This is a genomic window from Streptomyces ruber (genome assembly GCF_014648075.1).
In the GTDB taxonomy this organism is placed as follows: Bacteria; Actinomycetota; Actinomycetes; order Streptomycetales; family Streptomycetaceae; genus Streptomyces; species Streptomyces ruber.
Genome location: NZ_BMQK01000003.1, coordinates 628579 through 649473 on the forward strand (window position 1 = coordinate 628579; position 20895 = coordinate 649473).

11 protein-coding genes are annotated in these 20895 nt (G+C 73.9%); 5 read left to right on the forward strand and 6 right to left on the reverse strand.

The genetic code is table 11. The features are described from left to right. Nucleotides 1–207 precede the first annotated feature (207 nt). The 3 genes from IEZ04_RS10930 to IEZ04_RS10940 are packed head-to-tail and all read left to right on the forward strand — an operon-like array spanning nt 208 to nt 4223. Entirely contained in the window at nt 208–1179 is a 972-nt protein-coding gene (locus IEZ04_RS10930) for a TIGR03557 family F420-dependent LLM class oxidoreductase (RefSeq protein ID WP_189216661.1), read from the forward strand. A 40-nt stretch (nt 1180–1219) separates the two neighbouring features. Then, nucleotides 1220–2782 carry an NAD(P)-binding domain-containing protein gene (locus IEZ04_RS10935; protein WP_189216534.1) on the forward strand — a complete coding sequence of 521 codons (1563 nt, stop codon included), beginning with the start codon at nt 1220–1222 and terminating at the stop codon, nt 2780–2782. Then, nucleotides 2775–4223 (forward strand): class I adenylate-forming enzyme family protein, encoded by a 1449-nt coding sequence (locus tag IEZ04_RS10940; protein WP_189216535.1) that lies wholly within the window; start codon nt 2775–2777, stop codon nt 4221–4223. Before IEZ04_RS10935 ends, IEZ04_RS10940 begins: the two co-directional genes overlap by 8 nt. Before the next feature lie 120 nt (nt 4224–4343). Here IEZ04_RS10940 and IEZ04_RS10945 read toward each other — a convergent pair whose 3' ends face one another. From IEZ04_RS10945 to IEZ04_RS10960, 4 genes are read right to left on the reverse strand one after another with little or no spacing between them, the layout of a single operon-like run. Further along, complete coding sequence (locus tag IEZ04_RS10945; protein WP_189216536.1) at nt 4344–5597, reverse strand: cation:proton antiporter; 1254 nt, start codon at nt 5595–5597, stop codon at nt 4344–4346. Next, a complete protein-coding gene (locus IEZ04_RS10950; protein ID WP_189216537.1) occupies nt 5594–6973 on the reverse strand; it encodes a cytochrome P450 in 1380 nt (459 codons plus the stop codon). The genes IEZ04_RS10945 and IEZ04_RS10950 overlap by 4 nt, the downstream gene beginning before the upstream one ends. Beyond that, a complete protein-coding gene (locus IEZ04_RS10955; protein WP_189216538.1) occupies nt 6967–8052 on the reverse strand; it encodes an alpha-hydroxy acid oxidase in 1086 nt (361 codons plus the stop codon). The genes IEZ04_RS10950 and IEZ04_RS10955 overlap by 7 nt, the downstream gene beginning before the upstream one ends. Further along, nucleotides 8049–9623 carry an NAD(P)-binding domain-containing protein gene (locus IEZ04_RS10960; RefSeq protein ID WP_189216539.1) on the reverse strand — a complete coding sequence of 525 codons (1575 nt, stop codon included), beginning with the start codon at nt 9621–9623 and terminating at the stop codon, nt 8049–8051. The genes IEZ04_RS10955 and IEZ04_RS10960 overlap by 4 nt, the downstream gene beginning before the upstream one ends. Nucleotides 9624–9684: 61 nt before the next feature. Between IEZ04_RS10960 and IEZ04_RS34730 the strand changes: the two genes are divergently transcribed. Further along, nucleotides 9685–11205 (forward strand): aromatic amino acid ammonia-lyase, encoded by a 1521-nt coding sequence (locus IEZ04_RS34730; protein ID WP_229820940.1) that lies wholly within the window; start codon nt 9685–9687, stop codon nt 11203–11205. On the opposite strand, the gene IEZ04_RS10965 is transcribed toward IEZ04_RS34730, so the two are convergent. Beyond that, nucleotides 11186–12415, reverse strand: coding sequence for a sensor histidine kinase (locus tag IEZ04_RS10965; protein WP_229820941.1), 1230 nt, complete (start codon nt 12413–12415; stop codon nt 11186–11188). The genes IEZ04_RS34730 and IEZ04_RS10965 overlap by 20 nt on opposite strands. 26 nt (nt 12416–12441) lie before the next feature. Beyond that, the gene (locus IEZ04_RS10970) at nt 12442–13122 is read right to left on the reverse strand and encodes a response regulator transcription factor (protein ID WP_189216540.1); all 681 of its coding nucleotides are present in this window, start codon (nt 13120–13122) and stop codon (nt 12442–12444) included. A gap of 329 nt (nt 13123–13451) precedes the next feature. On the opposite strand from IEZ04_RS10970, the gene IEZ04_RS10975 reads away from it, so the two are divergent. Continuing rightward, complete coding sequence (locus IEZ04_RS10975) at nt 13452–20894, forward strand: non-ribosomal peptide synthetase (protein ID WP_189216541.1); 7443 nt, start codon at nt 13452–13454, stop codon at nt 20892–20894. Nucleotide 20895: the final 1 nt, after the last annotated feature.

A 20895-nucleotide genomic window follows, 5' to 3' on the forward strand; every position in this document is an offset into this window, starting at 1 on the left:
CACGCCGTGTCGGACTCGTTCGTGGTGCGGAGAGTTCGCTCATGGGGCGTGAACCTATGGCGTGTGGGCGACGGAGGGCTTGACGGCAGGTTGATACCCGGCCGGCCGTGCGGGAAGCGGGCGGCCGTCCCGCCGTTCGTATGGAGGTGGACGCGCGTGGCGGTGGCGTCCGCCCGGATCGGGGCCGCCCGGTGCCAGGGTGCCCGCATGGAGATCGGTTACAAACTGGCCGCAGAGGCCTTCGGCCCGGAGGAACTCGTCCGTCAGGCGGTCCGCGCCGAGGCGGCGGGCTTCGACTTCGTCGAGATCAGCGACCACTACCACCCCTGGCTCGACGTCCAGGGCCACTCGCCCTTCGCCTGGACGGTCCTCGGCGCGATCGCGGCGCGGACCGAACGCGTCGGCCTGGTGACCGGGGTGACCTGCCCGACGATCCGCTACCACCCCGCGGTCGTCGCGCAGGCCGCCGCGACCCTCGCGCTGGTCTCGGGCGGCCGCTTCGTCCTGGGCGTGGGCTCCGGCGAACGGCTCAACGAACACGTCGTCGGCCGCGGCTTCCCCGACTCGGTCCGGGTCCGCCACGAACTGCTGCGCGAGGCCCTGGAGATCATCCGGCTGCTGTGGCGCGGCGGTTACCGTTCCTACGAGGGCAAGCACCTGCGCCTCGAGGACGCCCGGGTGTTCGACCTGCCCGAGGAACTGCCGCTGATCGCAGTGGCCGCCGGCGGGAGCGCGGCGGCGCGTATCGCCGCCGAGCTCGGGGACGGCCTGTTCGCCACCGAGGACAAGGCGTCGATCGTCCGGCACTACCGGGCCGCGGGCGGCACCGGGCCCGGGTACGCCGAGGTGCCCATGGCCTGGGCGCCGGACGAGGACGGCGCCGTCGAGGCCGCGTGGAAGACCTCGCGGTGGGCGGTGACGGGCTGGAAGGTGATGAGCGAACTGCCCAACCCGGTCAACTTCGAGGCCGCGACCACCACGGTCCGGGCCGAGGACATCCGGGAGAAGTTCGCCTGCGGCCCCGACCCGGACCGGTACGTGACAGCCGTCCAGTCCTACGTCGACGCCGGTTTCGACCGGCTGGTCCTGCAGAACGCGGGCCCCGACCCGGACGGGTTCACCGACTTCTACCGGCGCGAACTCGACCGGCCGCTGCGCGGCCTGCGGCCGTCCGGCTAATCTCAGAGGCTTCTGATGTGGCGCCGCTAGCGTCCGGTCCATGGTGCGCGATTACCTGATCATCGGGGCCGGACCGGCCGGACTTCAGCTCGCCGCTTCACTCGAACGTGACGGACGGGACTACGTCGTCCTGGAGCGGGGGAGCGGACCCGGCACGTTCTTCACCAGATACCCCAGACATCGGCAGCTGATATCGATCAACAAGGTGAACACCGGATACTCCGACCCGGAGCTCAACCTCCGGATGGACTGGAACTCGCTGCTCAGCGACGATCCGGAGCTGCTGTTCACCAAGTACAGCGAGGAGTACTTCCCCCGCGCCGAGGAACTGGTGCGCTACCTGGCCGACTTCGCGGACCGCACCGGCGTCCGCGTCGAGTACGGCACGGACGTCGTCCGGATCTCCCGTGGGGACGGCGCGGACGGCGCGGAGGGCCTCTTCACCGTCCGTGCCGCGGACGGGCGGACCTGGCAGGCACGGCGGATCGTCGTGGCGACCGGTGTGTCCCGGCTCAACGAGCCGCCCATCCCGGGCGTCGAACTGGCCGAACGCTACGACACGTTCGACCCGGAACCGGCGTCGTTCACGGGCCAGCGGGTGCTGATCGTCGGCAAGGGCAACTCCGCGTTCGAGACCGCCGACTCCCTCATGGCGAAGGCCGCGGTCATCCACGTCGCGGGCCCGCACTCGCTGAAGATGGCCTGGAAGACCCACTTCGTGGGCCATCTGCGCGCGGTGAACAACAACTTCCTGGACAGCTACCAGCTCAAGTCGCAGAACGCGGTCCTGGACGGCACCGTGGAGAACATCGAGAAGACCGCCGACGGCCGGTTCCGGGTGGTGTTCCGCTACGCCCGCACCGTGGAACGGCTCCGCGAGCTGGAGTACGACCGGATCATCCTGTGCGCCGGCTTCCGCTTCGACGCGGACGTCTTCGACGAGAGCTGCCGCCCGGCCCTCGTCATCGACGACCGGTTCCCCGAACAGACCTCCGCCTACGAGTCGGTGAACGTCCCCGGCCTCTACTTCGCCGGCACGCTGACCCAGCAGCGGGACTTCAAGAAGGGCACCAACGGCTTCATCCACGGCTTCCGTTACGGCGTGCGCGCGCTGCGCCGCGTCCTGGACGCCCGCTACCACGACGCGCCCTGGCCGGGCCGGCCGCTCACCGCGGCCCCCGAGGCGATCGCCGACGCGATCGTCGCCCGCGTCAACCGCTCGTCCGCCCTCTGGCAGCAGTTCGGCGTCCTCGGCGACGTCGTCGCGGTCGACGGGGACCGGGCCCTGTACCAGGAGGAGGTGCCGCTCGCGTACGTCACCGACGGCGGTCTCGGCCCCGCCGCGCACCGGTTCGTCGTCGACCTGGAGTACGGGCCCGACCACGACCACGTCGACCCGTTCGACGTCACCGTCCCGCGCGTGACCGAGAACGACGTGGAGCACGCCGAGGACTCCAGCTACCTGCACCCCGTCGTCCGGCACTACCGCGACGGCGTCCTCGCCGGCACCCACCACCTGGCGGAGAACCTGGAGAACGAGTGGGACATCCCCACCGTCCACCAGCAGCCGCTGGCCGCGTTCGTGAAGGAGAGCCTTGGCTGAGCAGTTCCCCGGCGGCGTACTGGACCTCCTCGACGCGGCGGGCGACCGGACGGTGTTCGAGCACGGCGACCGGACGGTCTCCGGGGCTCAGCTCCTCGAGGCCGTACGCCGGGTGACGAACGGCCTGCGGAAGCACGGCGTCGGGCCCGGCGACGGTGTGGCCCTGCTGCTGGGCGTCGGTCCCGAGGCGTTCGCCGCCGTCGTCGCCGCCCATGCCGTCGGCGCCCGCGTCGTCGGCGTCCGGCCGGGCCTCACCGGACGCCAGCGGGAACACCTCCTCGCGGACGTCGCCTTCAAGGTCACCGACCGGGCCGCCGGCCCGGCCGGTGACCGGCCCGGGGGCGACCTCGTGCTCGACGACCTGCTGTCGGCGCCGGACGACGGGGTCCGGCCGCGGGTCACGGCGCGGCCCGAGGACGTCGCCCGGCTCATCCACACCAGCGGCAGCACCGGCGTCCCCAAGGCGTGCGCCCAGACCTACGCGGCGATGACCGCGGCCTGGGCGCTCCGCCCGGACGCCTGGCCGCCCGCCGTCCGCGAACTCGCCTCCCGCCTGGACCGGTTCCTCGTCTTCGGCACCCTGGCGAGCCAGGTGATGATGGAGTACGGGCTGCTCGCGCTCGCCGCGGGCGGCACCCTCGTCACCGCCGACCCGCCCGCCTTCCCCGACGCCCTCGTACGGCACCGGGCGACCGCGAGCGTCATCACCGTGGCCCGGCTGACGAGACTCGTGGCGAGCCAGCGCGCGTCACCCGTGGACCTCGGCACGCTGCGCGCGCTGATGGTCTCCGGGTCCCCGGTGACGCCGGGGCGGCTGCGCGAGGCCGCCGAGGTGCTCGGCCCGGTCGTCTTCCACGGCTACGGCCAGACGGAGACCGGCATGATCTCCATGGCCACCCCGGAGGACGAGCCGGGCTCGCTGGGCGTGCCGCCCGTCGAGCTGGAGGTACGGGACGACTCCGGCCGCCCCGTACCGCCCGGCACCGACGGCGAGCTGTTCGTCCGGACCCCTGCGCAGAGCAGCGGGTACTGGCAGGAGCCAGGTCTCACCGCCGAGGTGTTCACCGACGGCTGGGTGCGCACCCGCGACCTCGGCCACCTCGACGCCGAGGGCCGGCTGTGGCTCACGGGACGCGCCCGCGACGTGATCATCGTCAACGCCAACGTGCACTACGCGGGGCCCGTCGAGCGGCTGCTCGCCGCGCACCCGTCGGTGGCCGAGGCGTACGTCGTCGCCGTCCCCGACGACAGCACCGGGGAGGCCGTGCACGCCTTCGTCGTACCCGCCGCCGGACATGTGCCGTCCCTCGGGGAACTGCGCACGCTGGTGGCGGCCGAGCTGGGTGAGGCGTCCGCGCCGACCCGTCTCACCCTCATCGACGAGGTGCCGCTCACACCCGCCGGGAAGCCCGACAAACGGCGGCTCGCGGCCGGAGCGTAGCCGGTTCCCCGCGCCCCTTCAGGGGCGCGGGGCCGTGCTGACATGCGGCTCCGCCGCGCGGGCGCGACCAGCCACGACGGACCCGCACCGAAGCACCGGCCTCGCAGCGCAAGGCGGCACTCAGGCATCCACGGTCGGCCGCGGCAGCGACTCCCGCGGCCGCTCCCGCCGGTCGAAGAACGTCAGCAGCGGTGTCGCCATGACGGTGGTGACGATGGCGACGACGACCAGGGCGCTGAACATCGCCTGCGTCACGATGCCCGCCGCCAGACCGAGGTTGAGCGCGATGAGCTGCATCAGGCCCCGCGCGTTCATCAGCGCCCCGACCCGCAGCGCCACGTCGTTCGGCTCGCCGGCGATGCGGGCGGCCAGCCAGCAGGCGCCGAACTTCCCCAGGACCGCGACCAGCACGCACCCCGCGGTGAACAGCAGCACCGGTCCGGAACCCAGCAGGGTGAAGTCCGTGTTCAGTCCCGAGTAGGTGAAGAACAGCGGCAGGAACACCGTGCCCACCGGCTTGAGCGTCGCGACCGTACGGTCCAGCTGTTCCGATCGCGGGAACACGAGGCCGAGGCAGAACGCGCCGAACACCGCGTACAGCCCGATCTCGTCGGTGTACCAGGCCACCAGGAACAGCGCGCCGACCAGCGTCAGCAGCAGCCCGTCCGGCGTCGCCCGGTCGGCGAGGAGCGCGGTGCGGCCGTGCAGGCGCACCACGGCCACCATCACCAGTACGAGACCGAACCCGCCCGCCACGGCCAGGGACACGAGCCCCGCGCTGCCGCCGGCGATGCTGAACACGCCCGCGAGCAGGATCCACGCCACCGCGTCGTCCACGGCGCCGGAGCCGAGCGCGAGCGACCCGAACCGGGTACCGGCCAGGTTCCGTTCGGAGATGATCCGGGCCAGCATCGGGAACGCCGTCACGGCCAGCGCCACCCCGACGAACAGGGCCGACACCACCAGCGGCACGTCCTCGGCCAGGGCGCCGGTCCGTTCCCCGACGGCGTAGATCAGCACCACGCCCAGCAGCACCGGTACGAGCACACCCGCGGCGGAGACCAGCCCGGCCGACCGGGCCACACCGCCCAGCCGGTCCATCCGGAAGTCCCAGCCGACGTGGAACATGAACGCGACGAGGCCGATCTGCCCCACCACGTACAGGACCGGCCGCAGCTCCTGCGGGAAGAGGCTCTCCTCGACGCCGGGGAGCAGGGCGCCGAGCACCGACGGGCCCAGTACCACGCCCGCGATCATCTCGCCGACGACGGGCGGCTGCCCGACCGTCTGCAGCAGCCGGCCGACGAGACGGCAGACGACCAGGATGACCACGACGGCGAGGAAGAACGTGGGGGCGAGTTCCGCGGGAGTCATCTGTTCCCTCCGTTTCCGTGGGCGACCGGGCAGCGACCGGCCGGGGGCTCCTCGAAGTAACGGGCCGCCGGCCGCAGCCGGCGGGCGTGCAGCACCATGACCGTGCCGAGCACCAACTGCCGTACGCCCCGCGTGACGTCCTCCACCCCGTCCCGCACCCGGACGAAGGCCCGCAGCGCGTCCAGCCGGCGAGGCTCGGGGGACAGCCCGCGCGGGATCAGCAGACACGGCGCGCGGTGCGGGTTGGAGCGGGTGTGCGAGGCCGTGGAGTCCAGCTCGAAGCGGCGCAGCACCTCGCGGACCGCGGCGCGCAGCACGAGCGGGGAGAGCCGCCACGCCGGGCAGGGACGGTTGGCGGCCACGCCGAACGGGATGTGGTGGGCGTCCTTGGCGGACAGGGTGTCCCAGCGGTCCGGGTCGAACACGTCGGGCCGGTCGTAGCCCGTGGCGTGGTAGGCGGGGTAGCTGAAGCACACCACGGAGCCGGCGGGCAGCGTGGTGTCCTCGTCGAGCGGGATGTCGCCCGTGGTGATGCGGTGCGCGATGCCGAACAGCGGGTACAGCCGCATCGTCTCGTCGAGCACGTGCGTGAGGTACCGGTCGTCGTCGGGGGACCCGGCCACGCGGCGCTGCACCTCGCGGTGGCGGGCCAGGGCGAGCAGGACGTGCGCGGTCGCCTCGGAGAGCTGCACGACGGCCGTGTTGAACATCGTCCCCTGCAGGAAGTGCACCTGCTCCGGCAGCGACAGCGAGGCGGGGAGCTCGTGCCGCACGTCGCCGGCCGCGACCCGCTCGCGCAGGTACGCCGTCAGCCGGGCCCGGCGCCTCGGGTGGCGCAGGCCGGTGCACTTCAGGGCGTTGATGACGTCGGTGGAGTGCGCGGTGATCAGGTCCCGGGCGTGCGGCGGGCACGGCTCCCTGAACACCAGCTCGTAAGCGAACTCGGCCCACGCGGGCATCACCAGGTCCCGCAGCCGGACGAGGCTGATCCGTGTGTCCGGCACCGTGTCGAGCACGCGCGCCACGGCGCGGGCGGCCGCCGCCGAGAGCTCGGCCGAGTTGCCGGCGAGCATCCGCCGCGTCGCCGCGGCCACGTCCTCGTACCGCTCACCGGGCTCCAGGTGCTCCTGGTGCACCTCGGGTCCCGGGGACAGCCAGTACCAGAACAGGTCGGACAGACCCGCCCCCGCGCTCCGGCCGTTCGCCGCCGGATGCGCGTAGACCCGCTCGAACACCTCGGGCCCGTACCGGGCGTTGGGCAGGGTCAGTGTCCGGTCGCCGTTGACCTTCTCGAAGATGCGCCCGCGCAGCGCGACGACGCCGCGCGGCAGCCACCACGTGTCCGCCGTGGCCTGCTTCGGCCCGCTGCTCACCACGTTCCACCCCTCGTCACGACGTCCCTCGTCACGACCATGTCCTCCGTCAGATCGGCGTTCCGGCGCCCTCCGCACAGCGCGAGCGTGTGGTCGTACTCGTCGCGCAGCGTCGCGAGGACCGACCGGACCCCGGCCTCCCCCTCGGCGGCCAGCCCCCACACCACCGGGCGGCCCACGCCGACGGCCGCCGCGCCCAGCGCGAGGGCGACGGCGACGTCGCTGCCCCGGCGCACCCCGCCGTCCAGCAGCACCGGCACCCGGCCCGCGACGGCGCGGACGACCGCGGGCAGGCAGTCCACGGCCGCCGGGACGGCGTCGCTCTGCCGGCCCCCGTGGTTGGAGACGACCACCCCTGCCGCACCGTGCTCGACGGCGAGCCGCGCGTCCGCCGGGTGCAGGACTCCCTTGACCAGCACGGGAAGTGAGGTCATACGCGCCAACTCGCCGAAGTCCCGCCAGGTCGGGGAAGCCGACATGGGGATGTCGGTGAGGGCACCCGGCGGGGCGCCCGGCAGGTCGCGCATGTTCTCCGCGGCGTAGCCGGGCGGCAGGTCGGTGAACCCGTTGCGCAGGTCCCTGGTGTGCCGGCCGAAGACCGGCGAGTCGACGGTGACCACCAGCGCCGTGCAGCCCGCCTTCTCGGCGCGCCGCACGAGCGCCTCGGTGACCGCCGGGCGGGGGTGCAGATAGAGCTGGAACCACACGGCCGGGTCCGGGGCCGTCTCGCGGGCCGCCGCGACGACGTCGGCGACCGCCGTCGTCGCGGCCGTACCCGTGATCAGGACGGCGCCCTCCGCCGCGGCGGCACGGGCCGTGGCGCGCTCGCCGTCCGGGTGCATCAGCCGGTGGAACGCGGTCGGCGCGACGACCACCGGCGCCGCCCGCCGGGCACCCGGCAGGTCGGCGGCGGTGTCCCGGTCCTCGGCTCCGCGCAGCACCCTCGGCAGCAGCGCGTACCGGTCGAAGGCCCGCTCGTTGCCGGCGAGGACGCGTTCCTCGCCGGCCCCGCCCGCCACGTAGTCGTAGTGGGCGGGGTCCAGCGCCTCGCGGGCCGCGTCGTGCAGCGCGCGGAGCGTCACGGTGTCACCGGGGCGGTCGGGGCGAGGTGGTCGGTGAGGAAGGCGCGCAGCGGGGCGCGGTGGACCTCCTCGCTGTCCCACTCGTTCTCCAGGTTCTCCGTGATGTGGTGCTCGGAGACGAACTCGCCGCCCCGGTACCAGCGGACGACCGGGTGCAGGTAGCGGCCGTCGAGCCCGGCCACGTCCTGCTGGGACTTGCGGCCCGCGGTGACGTCGAAGGGGTCCACCCGGTCGTGGTCCGCGCCGTACTCCAGGGTGATCACCGCGTGGGCGTCCACCTTCCCGAAGTCGCCCTCGCGCACGGCGTCCGGCACGTGGCGGACGGGCACCTCCTCGGCGTAGCGCATGGTGCCGTCCGGGGCGACGAGCAGCACGTCGCCGAGGACGGCGAACTGCTGCCACAGCGCGGAGGACCGGTTGACGCGGGTGATGACCGCGTCGACGGCCCGTTCCGTGGCGTCCCCGAGCTCCGTGACCGGCCAGTCCTCGCCGTGGTGGCGCTTGCGCAGCGCACGGTGCAGGGCGCGGACCGTGTAGCGGAACCCGTGGATGAACCCGGTGGTGGACTTCTTGAAGTCGGGGCCCTGCGTGATGGTCCCGGCGAAGTACAGGCCGGGCACGTTGACCGACTCGCCGACGGGCGTGAGCGCCGGGAAACGGTCGTCGACGATCAGGTCCGGTACACAGCCGTCGTCGAAGATCGAGGTGTCGAACCGGAAACCGGTCGCGACGATCACCCGGTCGTAGCGGATGTGCTTGACCACCTCGTCGACCCGCTCGAAGGCCACCGGCACGCGGAAGCCGTCGCCCTCGCGCCGGATCTCGACCACCCGGCCGTCCAGGAGCGCGTTCTGCGACTTGAGCTGGTAGCTGTCCAGGAAGTTGTTGTTCACCGCGCGCAGATGCCCGACGTAGTGCGACTGCCACGCCATCCGCAGCGAGCCCGAGCCGACGACGTGGATGACCGCCGCGGTCTCCATCAGGCTGTCGGCCGTCTCGAAGGCCGAGTTGCCCCGCCCGATGATCAGCACCCGCTGACCGGTGAAGGACTCCGGGTCGGGGTCGAACGTGTCGTAGCGCTCGGCGAGTTCGATGCCCGGGACCGGCGGTACGTTCGGCTGGGACACGCCGGTGGCGACCACCAGACGCCGCGCCCGCCGTGTCGTCCCGTGCTGATCGGTGACGGTGAACCCGTCACCGTCGCGGGCCACCTTCCGCACGGCGGTGTCGTACTCCACCCGCACCCCGGTCCGGGCGGCGAAGTCCGACAGGTAGCGGACCATGTCGTCGGCCGGCGGGAAGTACCGCGGGCTGTACCGGGTGAACAGCAGCTCCGGGTCGTCGGTCAGCAGGGAGTTCCAGTCCATCCGCAGCCGCAGCTCCGGATCCTCGTATCCGGTGTGCACCTTGTTGATCGAGATGAGTTGGCGGTGCCGGGGGAACCGGGTGAAGAACGCGCCCGGACCGCTGCCGCGCTCCAGAACGACGTAGTCCGCACCGTCACGCTCCAGGAAGGAGGCGAGCTGCAGTCCCGCGGGTCCCGCTCCGATGATCAGATAGTCGTGCGCCATGGCCCGGAAGCTATCCACCCGTTCTCAGAGCGCTCTGAGATTCCCCGCCTATGTTTCCGGCGTGCTCACCACCACGGACACCGTCACGCTCACCGGCCCCCTGGATCCCGCCGCCCTGCGCCGCGCGGCGGCACCGCTCACCGTCACCGTGGACGCCGAGGCCCGCGCGCGCGTCGAGCGCGGCCGGAGCGCCTTCCGCGCCCTGCGGCAGGGCGACGGCGGCGAGGAGCGCCGGATCTACGGCGCCGACACCGGCTTCGGCGCCCTCGTCGGCTACGCCGGCCGCAGCGACGAGGCCGACCAGTGCGACAACACCCTGGCCCACCTCGGCGCCGGTCAGGGCCCCGACCTGCCGCACGACATCGTGCGCGCCGCCCTGCTGCTGCGCACCCGGTCCCTCGCCCAGGGGTACTCCGGGGTGTCCGCCGAGGTCGTGGAGCGGCTCGCCGCGATGTTCGGCACGACGTTCACGCCCGCCGTCCCCCGGTACGGCTCCGTCGGCGCGAGCGGCGACCTCGTCCCGCTCGCCTACGCCACCCAGGCGCTGCGCGGCCGGGGCCACGCCCACCTGGACGGCCGCCGCCTGCCGGCCGCCGAGGCGCTGGCCGCCGCCGGGCTGCGCCCGCTCGTCCTGGACGGCCGTGACGCGCTCGCCCTCGTCAACGGCACCTCCGTCACCACCGCGGCCCTCGCCCTCGCCCACGACACCGTCCGCGCCGCGCACCGCGCCCTCACCGCCCTCACCTGTCTGCTCGCCGACCTCCTCGGCTGCGACCCCGGCTTCCTCGACGAGGACCTGCTGCGCGCCTACGGCCACCCCGGCGCGGCCGACGCCGGTGCCCGCATGCGGCGGACGCTCGCCGGTACGGTGCCCTCCGGCACCCGGCCGCTGCAGGAGCCGTACAGCATCCGCTGCGCCCCGCAGCTGCTCGGCGCGGCGGAGGACGCGCTGCGTTACGTGGACGGCGTGGTCGCCGCCGACCTCGGCGGGGTCAGCGACAACCCGCTGTTCTTCCCCGAGGGCACCGAGGGCGAGAGGCCGGGCAAGGTGGTGCACGGCGGGAACTTCTTCGGGCAGCCCGCCGCGTTCGCCGCCGACCTGCTCGCGAACGTCACCGCCCAGCTGGGCAACCTCGCCGAACGCCAGCTGGACCTGCTGGTGGACCCGGCGCGCAACGGGGGGCTGCCGCCGATGCTCGCCACCGCGCCGGGCCTCCAGCACGGACTGCAGGGCGTCCAGCTGGCCACCACCGCGTTCGTCGCGGAGATCCGCCGCTGCGCGACACCCGCCGGCATGCAGAGCCTGCCGACCAACCTGCACAACCAGGACGTCGTCCCCTTCGGCACCCAGGCCGCCCTGCGCTCCCACGACATGGCGGAGCTGCTCGCCCTGCTGTGCGGGTCGCTCGCGCTCGGTCTGCGCCAGGCCGTCCACGTCGGGGCCCGCCGCCCCACCGCGCCCCGCTGCGGCGAACTCCTCGACGCCCTCGCCGACGCGATTCCCCCGGTCGACCCGGACCGCCCGCTGGACGCGGACGTCCGCGCCGCGGCCCGCCTGCTGGTCACGTACGACCTGCCCTGACCGGGCGTGCCGACGGGAGAGGGGCGGGCGGGGGAGCGCACTCCGGGAGCCGGACGGTGAACCGGGCGCCGCGCCCCGGACGGCCGGCGGCGGCGACCGTGCCGCCGTGGTGCGTGACGACCTCCCGCAGCAGCGCGAGTCCCAGCCCGTACCGGCCGCCGTCGCCGCTCCGGTGGAACCGCTCGAACAGCCGCTCCGCCTCGGCGGGTTCGAAGCCCGGTCCGGTGTCCGTGACGGTCAGCTCGACCGCGCCGCCGACGCGCACGAGCACCACCTCGATCCGCCCGCCCGGCGGGGTGTGGCCGATCGCGTTGGACAGCAGCTCGCCGACGGCGCGGCGCAGCGCGGACTCGATGCCGTCGACGTACAGCGGATGCGGCGGGCCGTCCACGGTGACGGCGAGGCGGCCGTCCCGTGTCCGGTCCGCCTCCTCCGCGACCACCGACCGGGCCAGCGCCACCACGTCGACCGGCCGGTGCTCCGCCCGCCGTGCCGGACCCGCCGTGAGGCTCGCGGACAGCAGCAGGTCGTCGATCACCTCGCCGAGCCGGCCGACCGAACCGGCCAGCCGGGCCAGCCCCTCGCGGTGCGGGGCCGGCAGGTCCTCGGCGGCCGCCTGCCGCGACAGCACCTGCACCCGGGTGTACACCTGGGTGATCGGGGTGCGCAGCTCGTGGCTGGCGTCCGTGACGAACCGGCGCTGCCGGGTGAGCGCCTCGGCCAGCGGGGCCACGGACAGCCGCCCGAGGACCACGCCGGTGACGGCCGCGGCGAGCAGACCGACCACCTCGGCGACGCCCAGCGCGTACCAGAGGTGGGCGCGGTCGGCCAGCTGGAAGCGCATGTCGAACACCGCCTGCACCACGTTGCCGTCCGCTCTGGCCTGCGTACGCACCAGGTAGACCGTGTTCTCGCGGCGCACGGTCCGCTCCACGGCCTCCCGGGTCCGGCGCACCTGGACGAAGTCGTCGCGCACCGGGAAGCCGGCCGGGGCGCCTGCGAGCGGGGTCACGCCGGGCGCGTACAGCCAGGTGCACCCCGGCGGGCTCGACAGATCGCCGCGCGCCGCGCCGTAGCGCAGCTCCCGCCGCACCTGCTCGTCCTGCGCCCGCGTCATCACCGTGCTCGCGATGCCGCCGACGAGCGTGACCAGCAGCGTGATGATCGCGCCGGTGATCACGGCGATCCGCAGGCGCGCCCGGCGCACCACCGCCCACTCCCCGCGCGCCGGCGCCCTCACAGCGTCCCCAACCGGTAGCCGAGTCCGCGGACCGTGCGCACCACCCGCCGGCCCAGCTTGCGGCGCAGGTAGTAGACGTAGGTGTCGACGATGGACGTCGCCGGCGTCTCCTGGAACACCATCCGGCGCAGCTCCGCCCGCGAGTACACGGTGTCGGGGCGCGAGGCGAGCACCCACAGCAGCGCGAACTCCCGTGCCGTGAGGGTGATCCGCCGCCCGTCGGCGAGCTCGACCTCGCGGTGGCCGACGTACAGGTGACCGGAGCCGATCCTGAGCGTGTCCGTGACGTCGAGCGCCCGTCTGCACAACGCCCGTATCCGGGCGCCCAGTTCGTCGATCTCGAACGGCTTGACGAGGTAGTCGTCCGCACCCGCGTCCAGTCCGTCGACCCGGTCGTGCACGCTGCCCATGCCGGTCAGCATCAGCACCGGCGTGCGCACCGCACGGGACCGCAGCCGGGCCAGCAGGTCGAGTCCGTCGAGCACCGGCAGCCGCCGGTCGACGACGAGCACGTCGTACTGCCGGGTGAGACCGAGGTGCAGGCCGCGCTGACCGTCGTGCGCGACGTCGACCGCGTACCCCTCGTCCAGCAGTACATCGGAGAGCATGGTGACCAGCTCCCGGTCGTCGTCGACCAGTAGCAGTCGCCAAGGATGCCGTGCACGCTCCTTTGCCATCGTCCCACTCCCCTCACCCCCGTTCCCTGTCAACACCGTGGTGCCGCAACCGAGTTGCGGACCGGGTGCGGCCGAACGAGGACTCGATCGGCAAGATCACGCTAGCGCGTGACCCCACCCGCGTTGCTTGAAAACGCAAATGTCGGTTCCGTTCTCCGTTCCGCCTCCCCGTTCCGCCCGGCTGTCTAGGCGTTTCCTTGGAGCGAACGCACAAGGCTGGAGAACGGGCGGCCGCGTCGCTTTGATCGTTCCGCGAGCCATGGCCAGAGCACCCACCCGCACCCGACCGCAGGCGCTTCGTGCCGTTCAGCCGAAGGAGCAGACGGAGCATGCACGTGGACGACCGCACCCTCGCGGAGACGACGTACGCCGCCCGAGAGTCCGCCCCCCAGCCTCCACCGCACCCGCTGACGCCCTACCAGAAGGACATCTGGGCCGCAGAGGCGCAGGCGCCGGGCAGCACCCAGTTCCTCGCGGTCATGCACCAGAGGCTGAACGGCCCCGTGGACGCCGGACTCCTGCGCGCGTCCTTCGCCCACGTCCTGCGGCGCCACGACACCTTCCGGCTGCGCTTCGGGGAACGGGACGGCGTGCCCTTCCAGTGGCTCGCCGGCAGCCCCGGCGCGGAGCGCGGCGACGACGCCGTGGACCTGGTCGACCTCTCCTCGCGGGCCGACCCGCGGGCCGCCGTCCGGGCCCGCGTCGACCACGCGCTGGCCGTCCCGTTCGAGACGCACGGCCGGCCCCTGTTCCGGGCCGAGGTCCTCGTCGAGAGCGGAACCGTCCACCACCTCCTGCTCAAGTGCCACCACCTGGTCGTCGACGGCTGGGCCGTGGACCGGCTGCGCAACCAGGTGCTGGAGGAGTACACCGCCCGGTCGCGGGGCGAGTCCCGTACGGCGGCCGCCCCCGAGCCGTCCCCGCTGGACGTGGCCGACGCACGCGCCCCCTACTTCGGCTCCCCGGAGTACCAGGAGGACCTGTCCTTCCACCGCGGCGCGCTCGCCGGCGCGGAACCCAGCTTCTTCCCGCGCAGCTCGCCCTCGGCCGGAGGGCACGTCGGCAGGCACTCCTTCACACTTCCCGGGCATCTTGTCGAGCGGATGAAGCTGGACGGCGGCACGCCCTCCGCGTACCTGCTGGCCGCCCTCGGCGTGTACCTGGCACGGGTCCACCGGACCGACCACGTCGTGGTCGGTGTGCCCCTGCTGAACCGCCGCACCCGGGCCGAACTCGCGGTCGCCGCCACGTACGCCAACACCCTTCCCCTGCGCATCGACGTCCCCGAGGACAGGACGCTCGCCGACGTCGCCCGCTGCGTACGGGAGTCCCTCGGCGCCCTCCAGGAGCACCAGCGCGTGCCGGCCGGGGACGTCATCAGGGACTTCGCGGCCGGCGGTGGGCGCGACCGGCGGCTGTTCGACGTCACGTTCTCCTACATGATGCTGAAGCAGCGGGTCACCCCGGAGGGCGTCGAGGCCGAGCCCCCGGTCCACCTCGCGCCGCCGCACGACCAGGAGGCGCTCGCCCTCCACGTCACGGGCTTCCCCGGCACCAAGGACCTGACCGTCGAACTGTGCCACGCGACCGGTGTGTTCGACGCGGACCTCCCCATCGGCTCGGTGGCCGGACACCTCACCGAACTCGTCACCCGCGGCCTGGCCGAACCCGGCCGGCCGGCCCGGGAGCTCCCGCTGCTCACGCCCGGCGAGCGGGAGACGCTCTCGGACCTCGGCCGGGGACCGCGCGTGCCGTACGCCGCCGGCAGCACCCTGCACGGCCTGTTCGAGGAGCAGGCGCGGCGCACACCGGACCGGCCCGCGGTCCTGGCGGCCGACGGGACGGTGCTCACGTACGCCGGACTCGACGCCCGCGCGGGCCGGGTCGCCCGTGCGCTGAGACGGCGCGGCGTCGGGCCGGACGACCGGGTGGCCCTGCTGGCGCGACGGGGACCGCGGCTGCTCGTCGGACTGCTGGGCGTGCTGAAGGCCGGCGGCGCGTACGTGCCGGTCGATCCCGCGTACCCGGCGGAGCGCATCGCCCACATGATCACCGACAGCGGGGCCGGGGCGGTGCTGGCCGACGACGGCGAGCTCGACCTCGCGAGGGCCGCCGTCCCGGCGCAGGTCCCGGTCCTGCCGGTGGGGGACCTCTCGGAGGGGCGGTCCGGGCCGGTACCGTCCGAGCCGGCACCGTCCGGGCCGGGGGAGCCCGCCGCCACGGCGCGCGACCTCGCGTACGTCATCTACACGTCCGGCTCCACGGGACGGCCCAAGGGTGTGGCGGTCGAGCACCACTCGGTGGTCAACCGCCTCGCCTGGATGCAGCGGGCCTACCCGATCGGCCCCGGCGACGTCGTCCTGCAGAAGACGCCCGCCACTTTCGACGTGTCGGTGTGGGAGCTGCTGTGGTGGGGCCAGGCGGGCGCCGCCGTGGCGCTGCTGGAGCCGGACGGCGAGAAGGACCCGCTGCTCATCCTGAAGTGCGTCGCCGAACGCGGGGTGACCGTCCTGCACTTCGTGCCGTCCATGCTCGGCCCGTTCCTCGACGCCCTGGAGGAGCGCCCGGAGCTGCTGGCCGGCGTACGGACGCTGCGGTACGTCTTCTGCAGCGGCGAGGCGCTGCCGCCCGCCCGCGTCGAGCAGTTCCACCGCGTCCTCGGCACCGGGACGGAGCAGGGCGGACCGCCCGTGCTGGTCAACCTGTACGGGCCGACGGAGGCCACGGTCGACGTGTCGGTGTACGAGTGCCGGGTCCCGGAGGCCGGACCCGTCACCCGGGTCCCGATCGGACGGCCCATCGACAACATCGACCTGCACGTCATGGACGAGAGCGGCCTGCGGCAGCCCGTCGGCGTCCCCGGCGAGCTGTGGATCGGCGGCGTCGGCGTGGCCCGCGGCTACCTCGGCCGGCCCGAGCTGACCGCGGCGAAGTTCCTCGCCGACCCGGACGTCCCCGGCGGCCGGCTGTACCGCACGGGCGACCTGGTGCGGTGGCTCTCCGACGGGAACCTCGAATACCTGGGCCGGATGGACGGGCAGGTGAAGATCCGGGGCAACCGCGTCGAACTCGGCGAGGTCGAGGACGCGCTGCGCCGCCTGCCGGGGGTACGCGACGCCGTCGCCGCGCTGCGCGTCCGCGCGGACGGGGAGAGCTTCCTCGCGGGCTACTACGTACCCGACGAGGGACCCGGCCGGGGGAGCGCCCCCGACCCGCGGGACCTGCGCGAGCGACTGGCCGAGCGGCTCCCGCAGTTCATGATCCCGTCCCGGCTCGTCGCGGTGGACCGGATACCGCTCGGCGCGACCGGCAAGGCCGACCGGAAGGCGCTGCCCGACCCGGACGACGCGAGCGGCTCCGCGGCCCGTGACCGGACACCGCCCCGGACGCCGACCGAGGCGGCACTCGCCGGCATCTGGGCCGACGTGCTCGGCACCGGCCCCGTCTTCCGCCACGACGACTACTACGCCCTCGGCGGCGACTCCCTCCAGATGCTGCGCATCCGCTCGCTGGCGGAACGGCGCGGCATCCACTTCGCCCTGAGCGACCTGGTGTGGCACCCGACCGTGGCGGGACTCGCGGCCCGCGCCACCGGCACGGTCACGACGGTGGCGGCCCCGGCGACGGACGAGCCGTTCGCCCTCGTACCGGCGGTGGACCGGGCCCGGCTGGCCGACGCCGTCGACGCCTTCCCGCTCACCCGGCTGCAGCTCGGCCTCGTCTACCACAGCCGCCGCCACGAGCGGTCCGCCGTCTACCACGACGTCTTCCGCTACCGGCTGGCCATGGAGTGGGACGAGGACCGGTTCCGCCGCGCCTTCGGCCGGCTCGTCGCCCGGCACCCCGCACTGCGGTCCTCCTTCGCGCTGGGCGGCTTCACGGAGCCGCTGCAGATCGTCCACCCGACGGCAGCCGGCGGACTGGAGACGGTCGACCTGCGCGGGACCGACGAGGACGCGGCGGAGGCGGTGATCGGCGCGCACGTCGAGCAACGCCGGTTCCACCGGTACGACTTCGAGCGGGCGCCGCTGTACCTGTTCCGGGCCCACGTCCGCGAGGACGCCGTCGACCTGGTGCTCAGCTTCCACCACGCCCTGCTCGACGGCGGCAGCGTCGCCGTCCTCCTGCGGGAACTCCTCCAGGACTACCTCCACCCCGTGGACCGCACCCTCGAAGCCGTGCCGGACGGACCGCTGCCCGGCGCCGCCCAGTACGTCCGGCGGGAGCGCGAGGCCCTGGCCGACCCGGCCGCACGGGAGCACTGGGCGGGCGTCCTGTCCGGCACCCGGGCCCTGCGCCTGGACGGCTTCGCGCCGGCCGAACCGCCGCGCGGCGAGGACCGTACGACCGTGCACCACGGCCGGATACCGGACGAACTGGCCGAGCGCGTCCGCGACTTCGCGCGCCGACACGCCGTGCCCGTGAAGTCGGTGCTGTTCGCCGCCTACTGCCGGACCCTGCGGGCGTACACCTCCCTCGACGGTGACCTCACCGTCGGCCTGATCACGCACGGGCGGCCGGAGACGGCGGGCGCGGACCGCATGACCGGGCTGTTCCTGAACACCGTCCCCGTGCGGCTGCCGGACCCGGACGGGGACGGGAGCGGGCCCACCGACCGGCTCGGCGCCGTCCGCGACCTGTTCCACCAGGAACGGTCGGCACAGGCCCACCAGCGGTACCCGCTGAGCGCCATGCAGGAGGACCGGGGCGGCGCGCCCGTGCTGCACACCGCCTTCAACTACGTCCACTTCCATGTCCTGTCCGAGGTGCTGCGCTCACCCGCCGTCCGCCTCGACTCCTTCCTGACCTGGGAGGAGACCGACTTTCAGCTGCTGGTCAACGTCTTCGTCGACCCCGTCGACGGCCGTATGGGCCTGCGCGTCGACGGTGACGGCCGCACCATCACCCCCGGCCAGGCGGAGCTGCTCACCGACACCTTCCTCAAGGTCCTGGACCGCATCGTCACGCACCCCGGCGAGCCGCCGGCCACCGACTTCCTCCCCGCGGCGCGCATCGGCGGCCGTCCGGCCACCGGTACGGCCCGGACGGAGGACGTCGTGACCCTCTTCGACCGGCAGGCCGCGAGGCGCCCCGAGGCCGTCGCCGTGCTGGCCGGCAGCGGCGGCGCGCGCCGGCTGTGGACGTACCGGCAGCTGTCCCGGGCGGCCGCGCGGGTGGCGGCACAGCTGCTGGCGCTGGGTGTCCGGCCCGGCGACCGCGTCGGGATCGCCATGGACCGCGGGCCCGAGACGATCGCCGCCGTGCTCGGCACGGCCATGTCCGGCGCCGCGTGCGTCCCGCTGGACACCGCCTACCCCGTGGCGAGGATCGCCGCCATGCTGGAGCAGGCCCGGCCGGTCAGGGTCATCGCCCACCGCGCGCACGCCCACCTCGTGCCGGACCCGGACCTGGTCGTCCCGGCGGAACCGCTCTTCGACACCGGCACCGATACCGACACCGACACCGGCACCGACGCCGCTGTTGCCGCCGTACCGGACGGCGCGAGCGCGGTACGGCGCCCCGCCCCCGACCCCGCGAGCACCGCGTACGTCCTGTTCACCTCCGGCTCGACGGGACGGCCGAAGGCGGTCGCCATGCCGCACCGCTCCCTGGCCAACCTGATCGGCTGGCAGATCGGGCAGCCCAGCGGGGCCGCCGGCGGCACGACGGCCCAGTACGCGCCGCTCAGCTTCGACGTCTCCTTCCAGGAGATCTGGTCCACCCTCTGCTCCGGCGGCACCCTGCGGCTGGTCCCCGCGGACGACCGCCGCGACATGGCCGCCCTGCTGCGCCTGCTCGACGAGGACGCGGTGGAACGGATCTTCCTGCCGTACGTGGCCCTCCAGCGGCTCGCCGAGGCGTATGTGACCCGGGGCAGGGCCCCGCGGCGGCTGCGCGTGGTGGTCTCCTCCGGGGAGCAGCTCCGGGTGACCGACGAGATACGCCGCTTCCTGGCCGCGCTGCCCGGGGCGATCCTGGAGAACCAGTACGGCCCCACCGAGTCGCACGTGGTGACCCGGCACACCATGACCGGCGACCCCGCCGCGTTCCCCGCGATCGCCCCGATCGGCACACCCGTCGACGGCGTCGGCGTCCACGTGCTCGACCCGCGGCGGCGCCCCGTACCGGCCGGCGTCCGGGGCGAGCTGTACATCTCGGGGGCGGCCCTCGCGGACGGGTACCTCGACGCCCCCGGTCCGACCGCCGAACGCTTCGTCACCCTCGACCTGCCCACCGGCGACGGCGTCCGGCGGCTCACCGCCTACCGCACCGGAGACGTCGGATGGGTCCTCCCCGACGGAACCCTGGTGTACGGCGGACGCTGCGACGAGCAGGTCAAGGTCGGCGGCCACCGCGTCGAACCGGCCGAGGTGGAACTGGCCGTCGGCCGGATCGCGGCCGACGACCCGGCCGTCGCCGTCACCGAGACGGCCGTGGTGGCCAGGGAACGGGCCCACGGCGAGACCGTCCTCGTCGCCTTCCTGGTGGGGGACCCCGAGGGGACGGACCTGGGCGTGCTCAAGGAGAGACTGCACGAGACGCTGCCGTCGTACATGGTCCCCGCGCACTTCGAGTGGCTGCCCCGGCTGCCCCTGACCCCCAGCGGCAAGCGCGACGACCGCGCCCTGCGCGGCACGCCCCTGACCCACCGCGCGACGGGAGCGAGGTCCGCGCCCCGCGACGCCACGGAGCGGCAGCTCGCCGACATGGCCGCCGAACTGCTCGGCATCGACGGCATCGGGACCACCGACTCCCTCTTCGACCTGGGCGCCACGTCCCTCACCGTGATGCGCCTCGTCGCCCGCATCGAGCAGCGGTACGGGGTCGGCGTCCCGATGGCGGCCTTCATCGCCGCGCCCACCGTGCGCGACCTGGCCGCACTGCTGCGCACCCGGGGCGCCGCCGCGCGCTTCGACCCCCTCGTGCCGATCCGCGCGACCGGCACCGGACGGCCGCTGTTCCTCGTCCACCCGATGGGCGGCAACGTCCTGTGCTACCTGCCCCTCGCCCGGCACCTCCCCGGGGACCGGCCCCTGTACGCGCTCCAGGCCCCCGGCGGCGACGCGGGCACCGTACCGCTGGAGTCCGTCCCGGAGCTGGCCGCCACGTACCTGCGGGCCCTGCGCCGCGTCCAGCCGGAGGGGCCGTACACGCTGGCCGGCTGGTCCTTCGGCGGGTTCGTGGTCTTCGAGATGGCCCGGCAGCTCCGCGCGGCCGGCGAGCGGGCCGACCAGGTGCTGCTGCTGGACACGACCGCGCTCGGCCCGGACGCCCGGCGCGACGCGTACACCGACGAGGCGCTCGTCGGCTGGTTCTTCTGGGAACTCCTCCTGACGGGCCGCGGCAGCGACGCCCCGCCGGTGGAGATACCGGCGGAACTGGCCACGCTCGACGAGAAGTTCGCCTACATCGCGCGGATCGCCGCCGAGGCGGGCGTGCTGCCCGGGGACGGCGGCACGGCACTGGTCCGCCGGATGTTCCACATGTACGCCGCGCACTGGCGGGCCACGATCGCCTACCAGCCGAAGGACACGTCGCTCGACGTGACGCTCCTGCGGGCGGGCGAGCCGCTCCCGGAGGTGCTGGTGCCCATGCACAGCGCGGGCGGCACCCGGCACCAGGACCCGGCCAACGGCTGGCGGTCCATGACGAGCGGCACCGTGACCGTCGTCCCGGTGCCCGGCGACCACCTGACCCTGATGGAGGAACCGCACGTGCGCGACGTCGCCCGCATCGTGTCCTCCCTCATCTCCGCACCGGAAGGACAGTGAC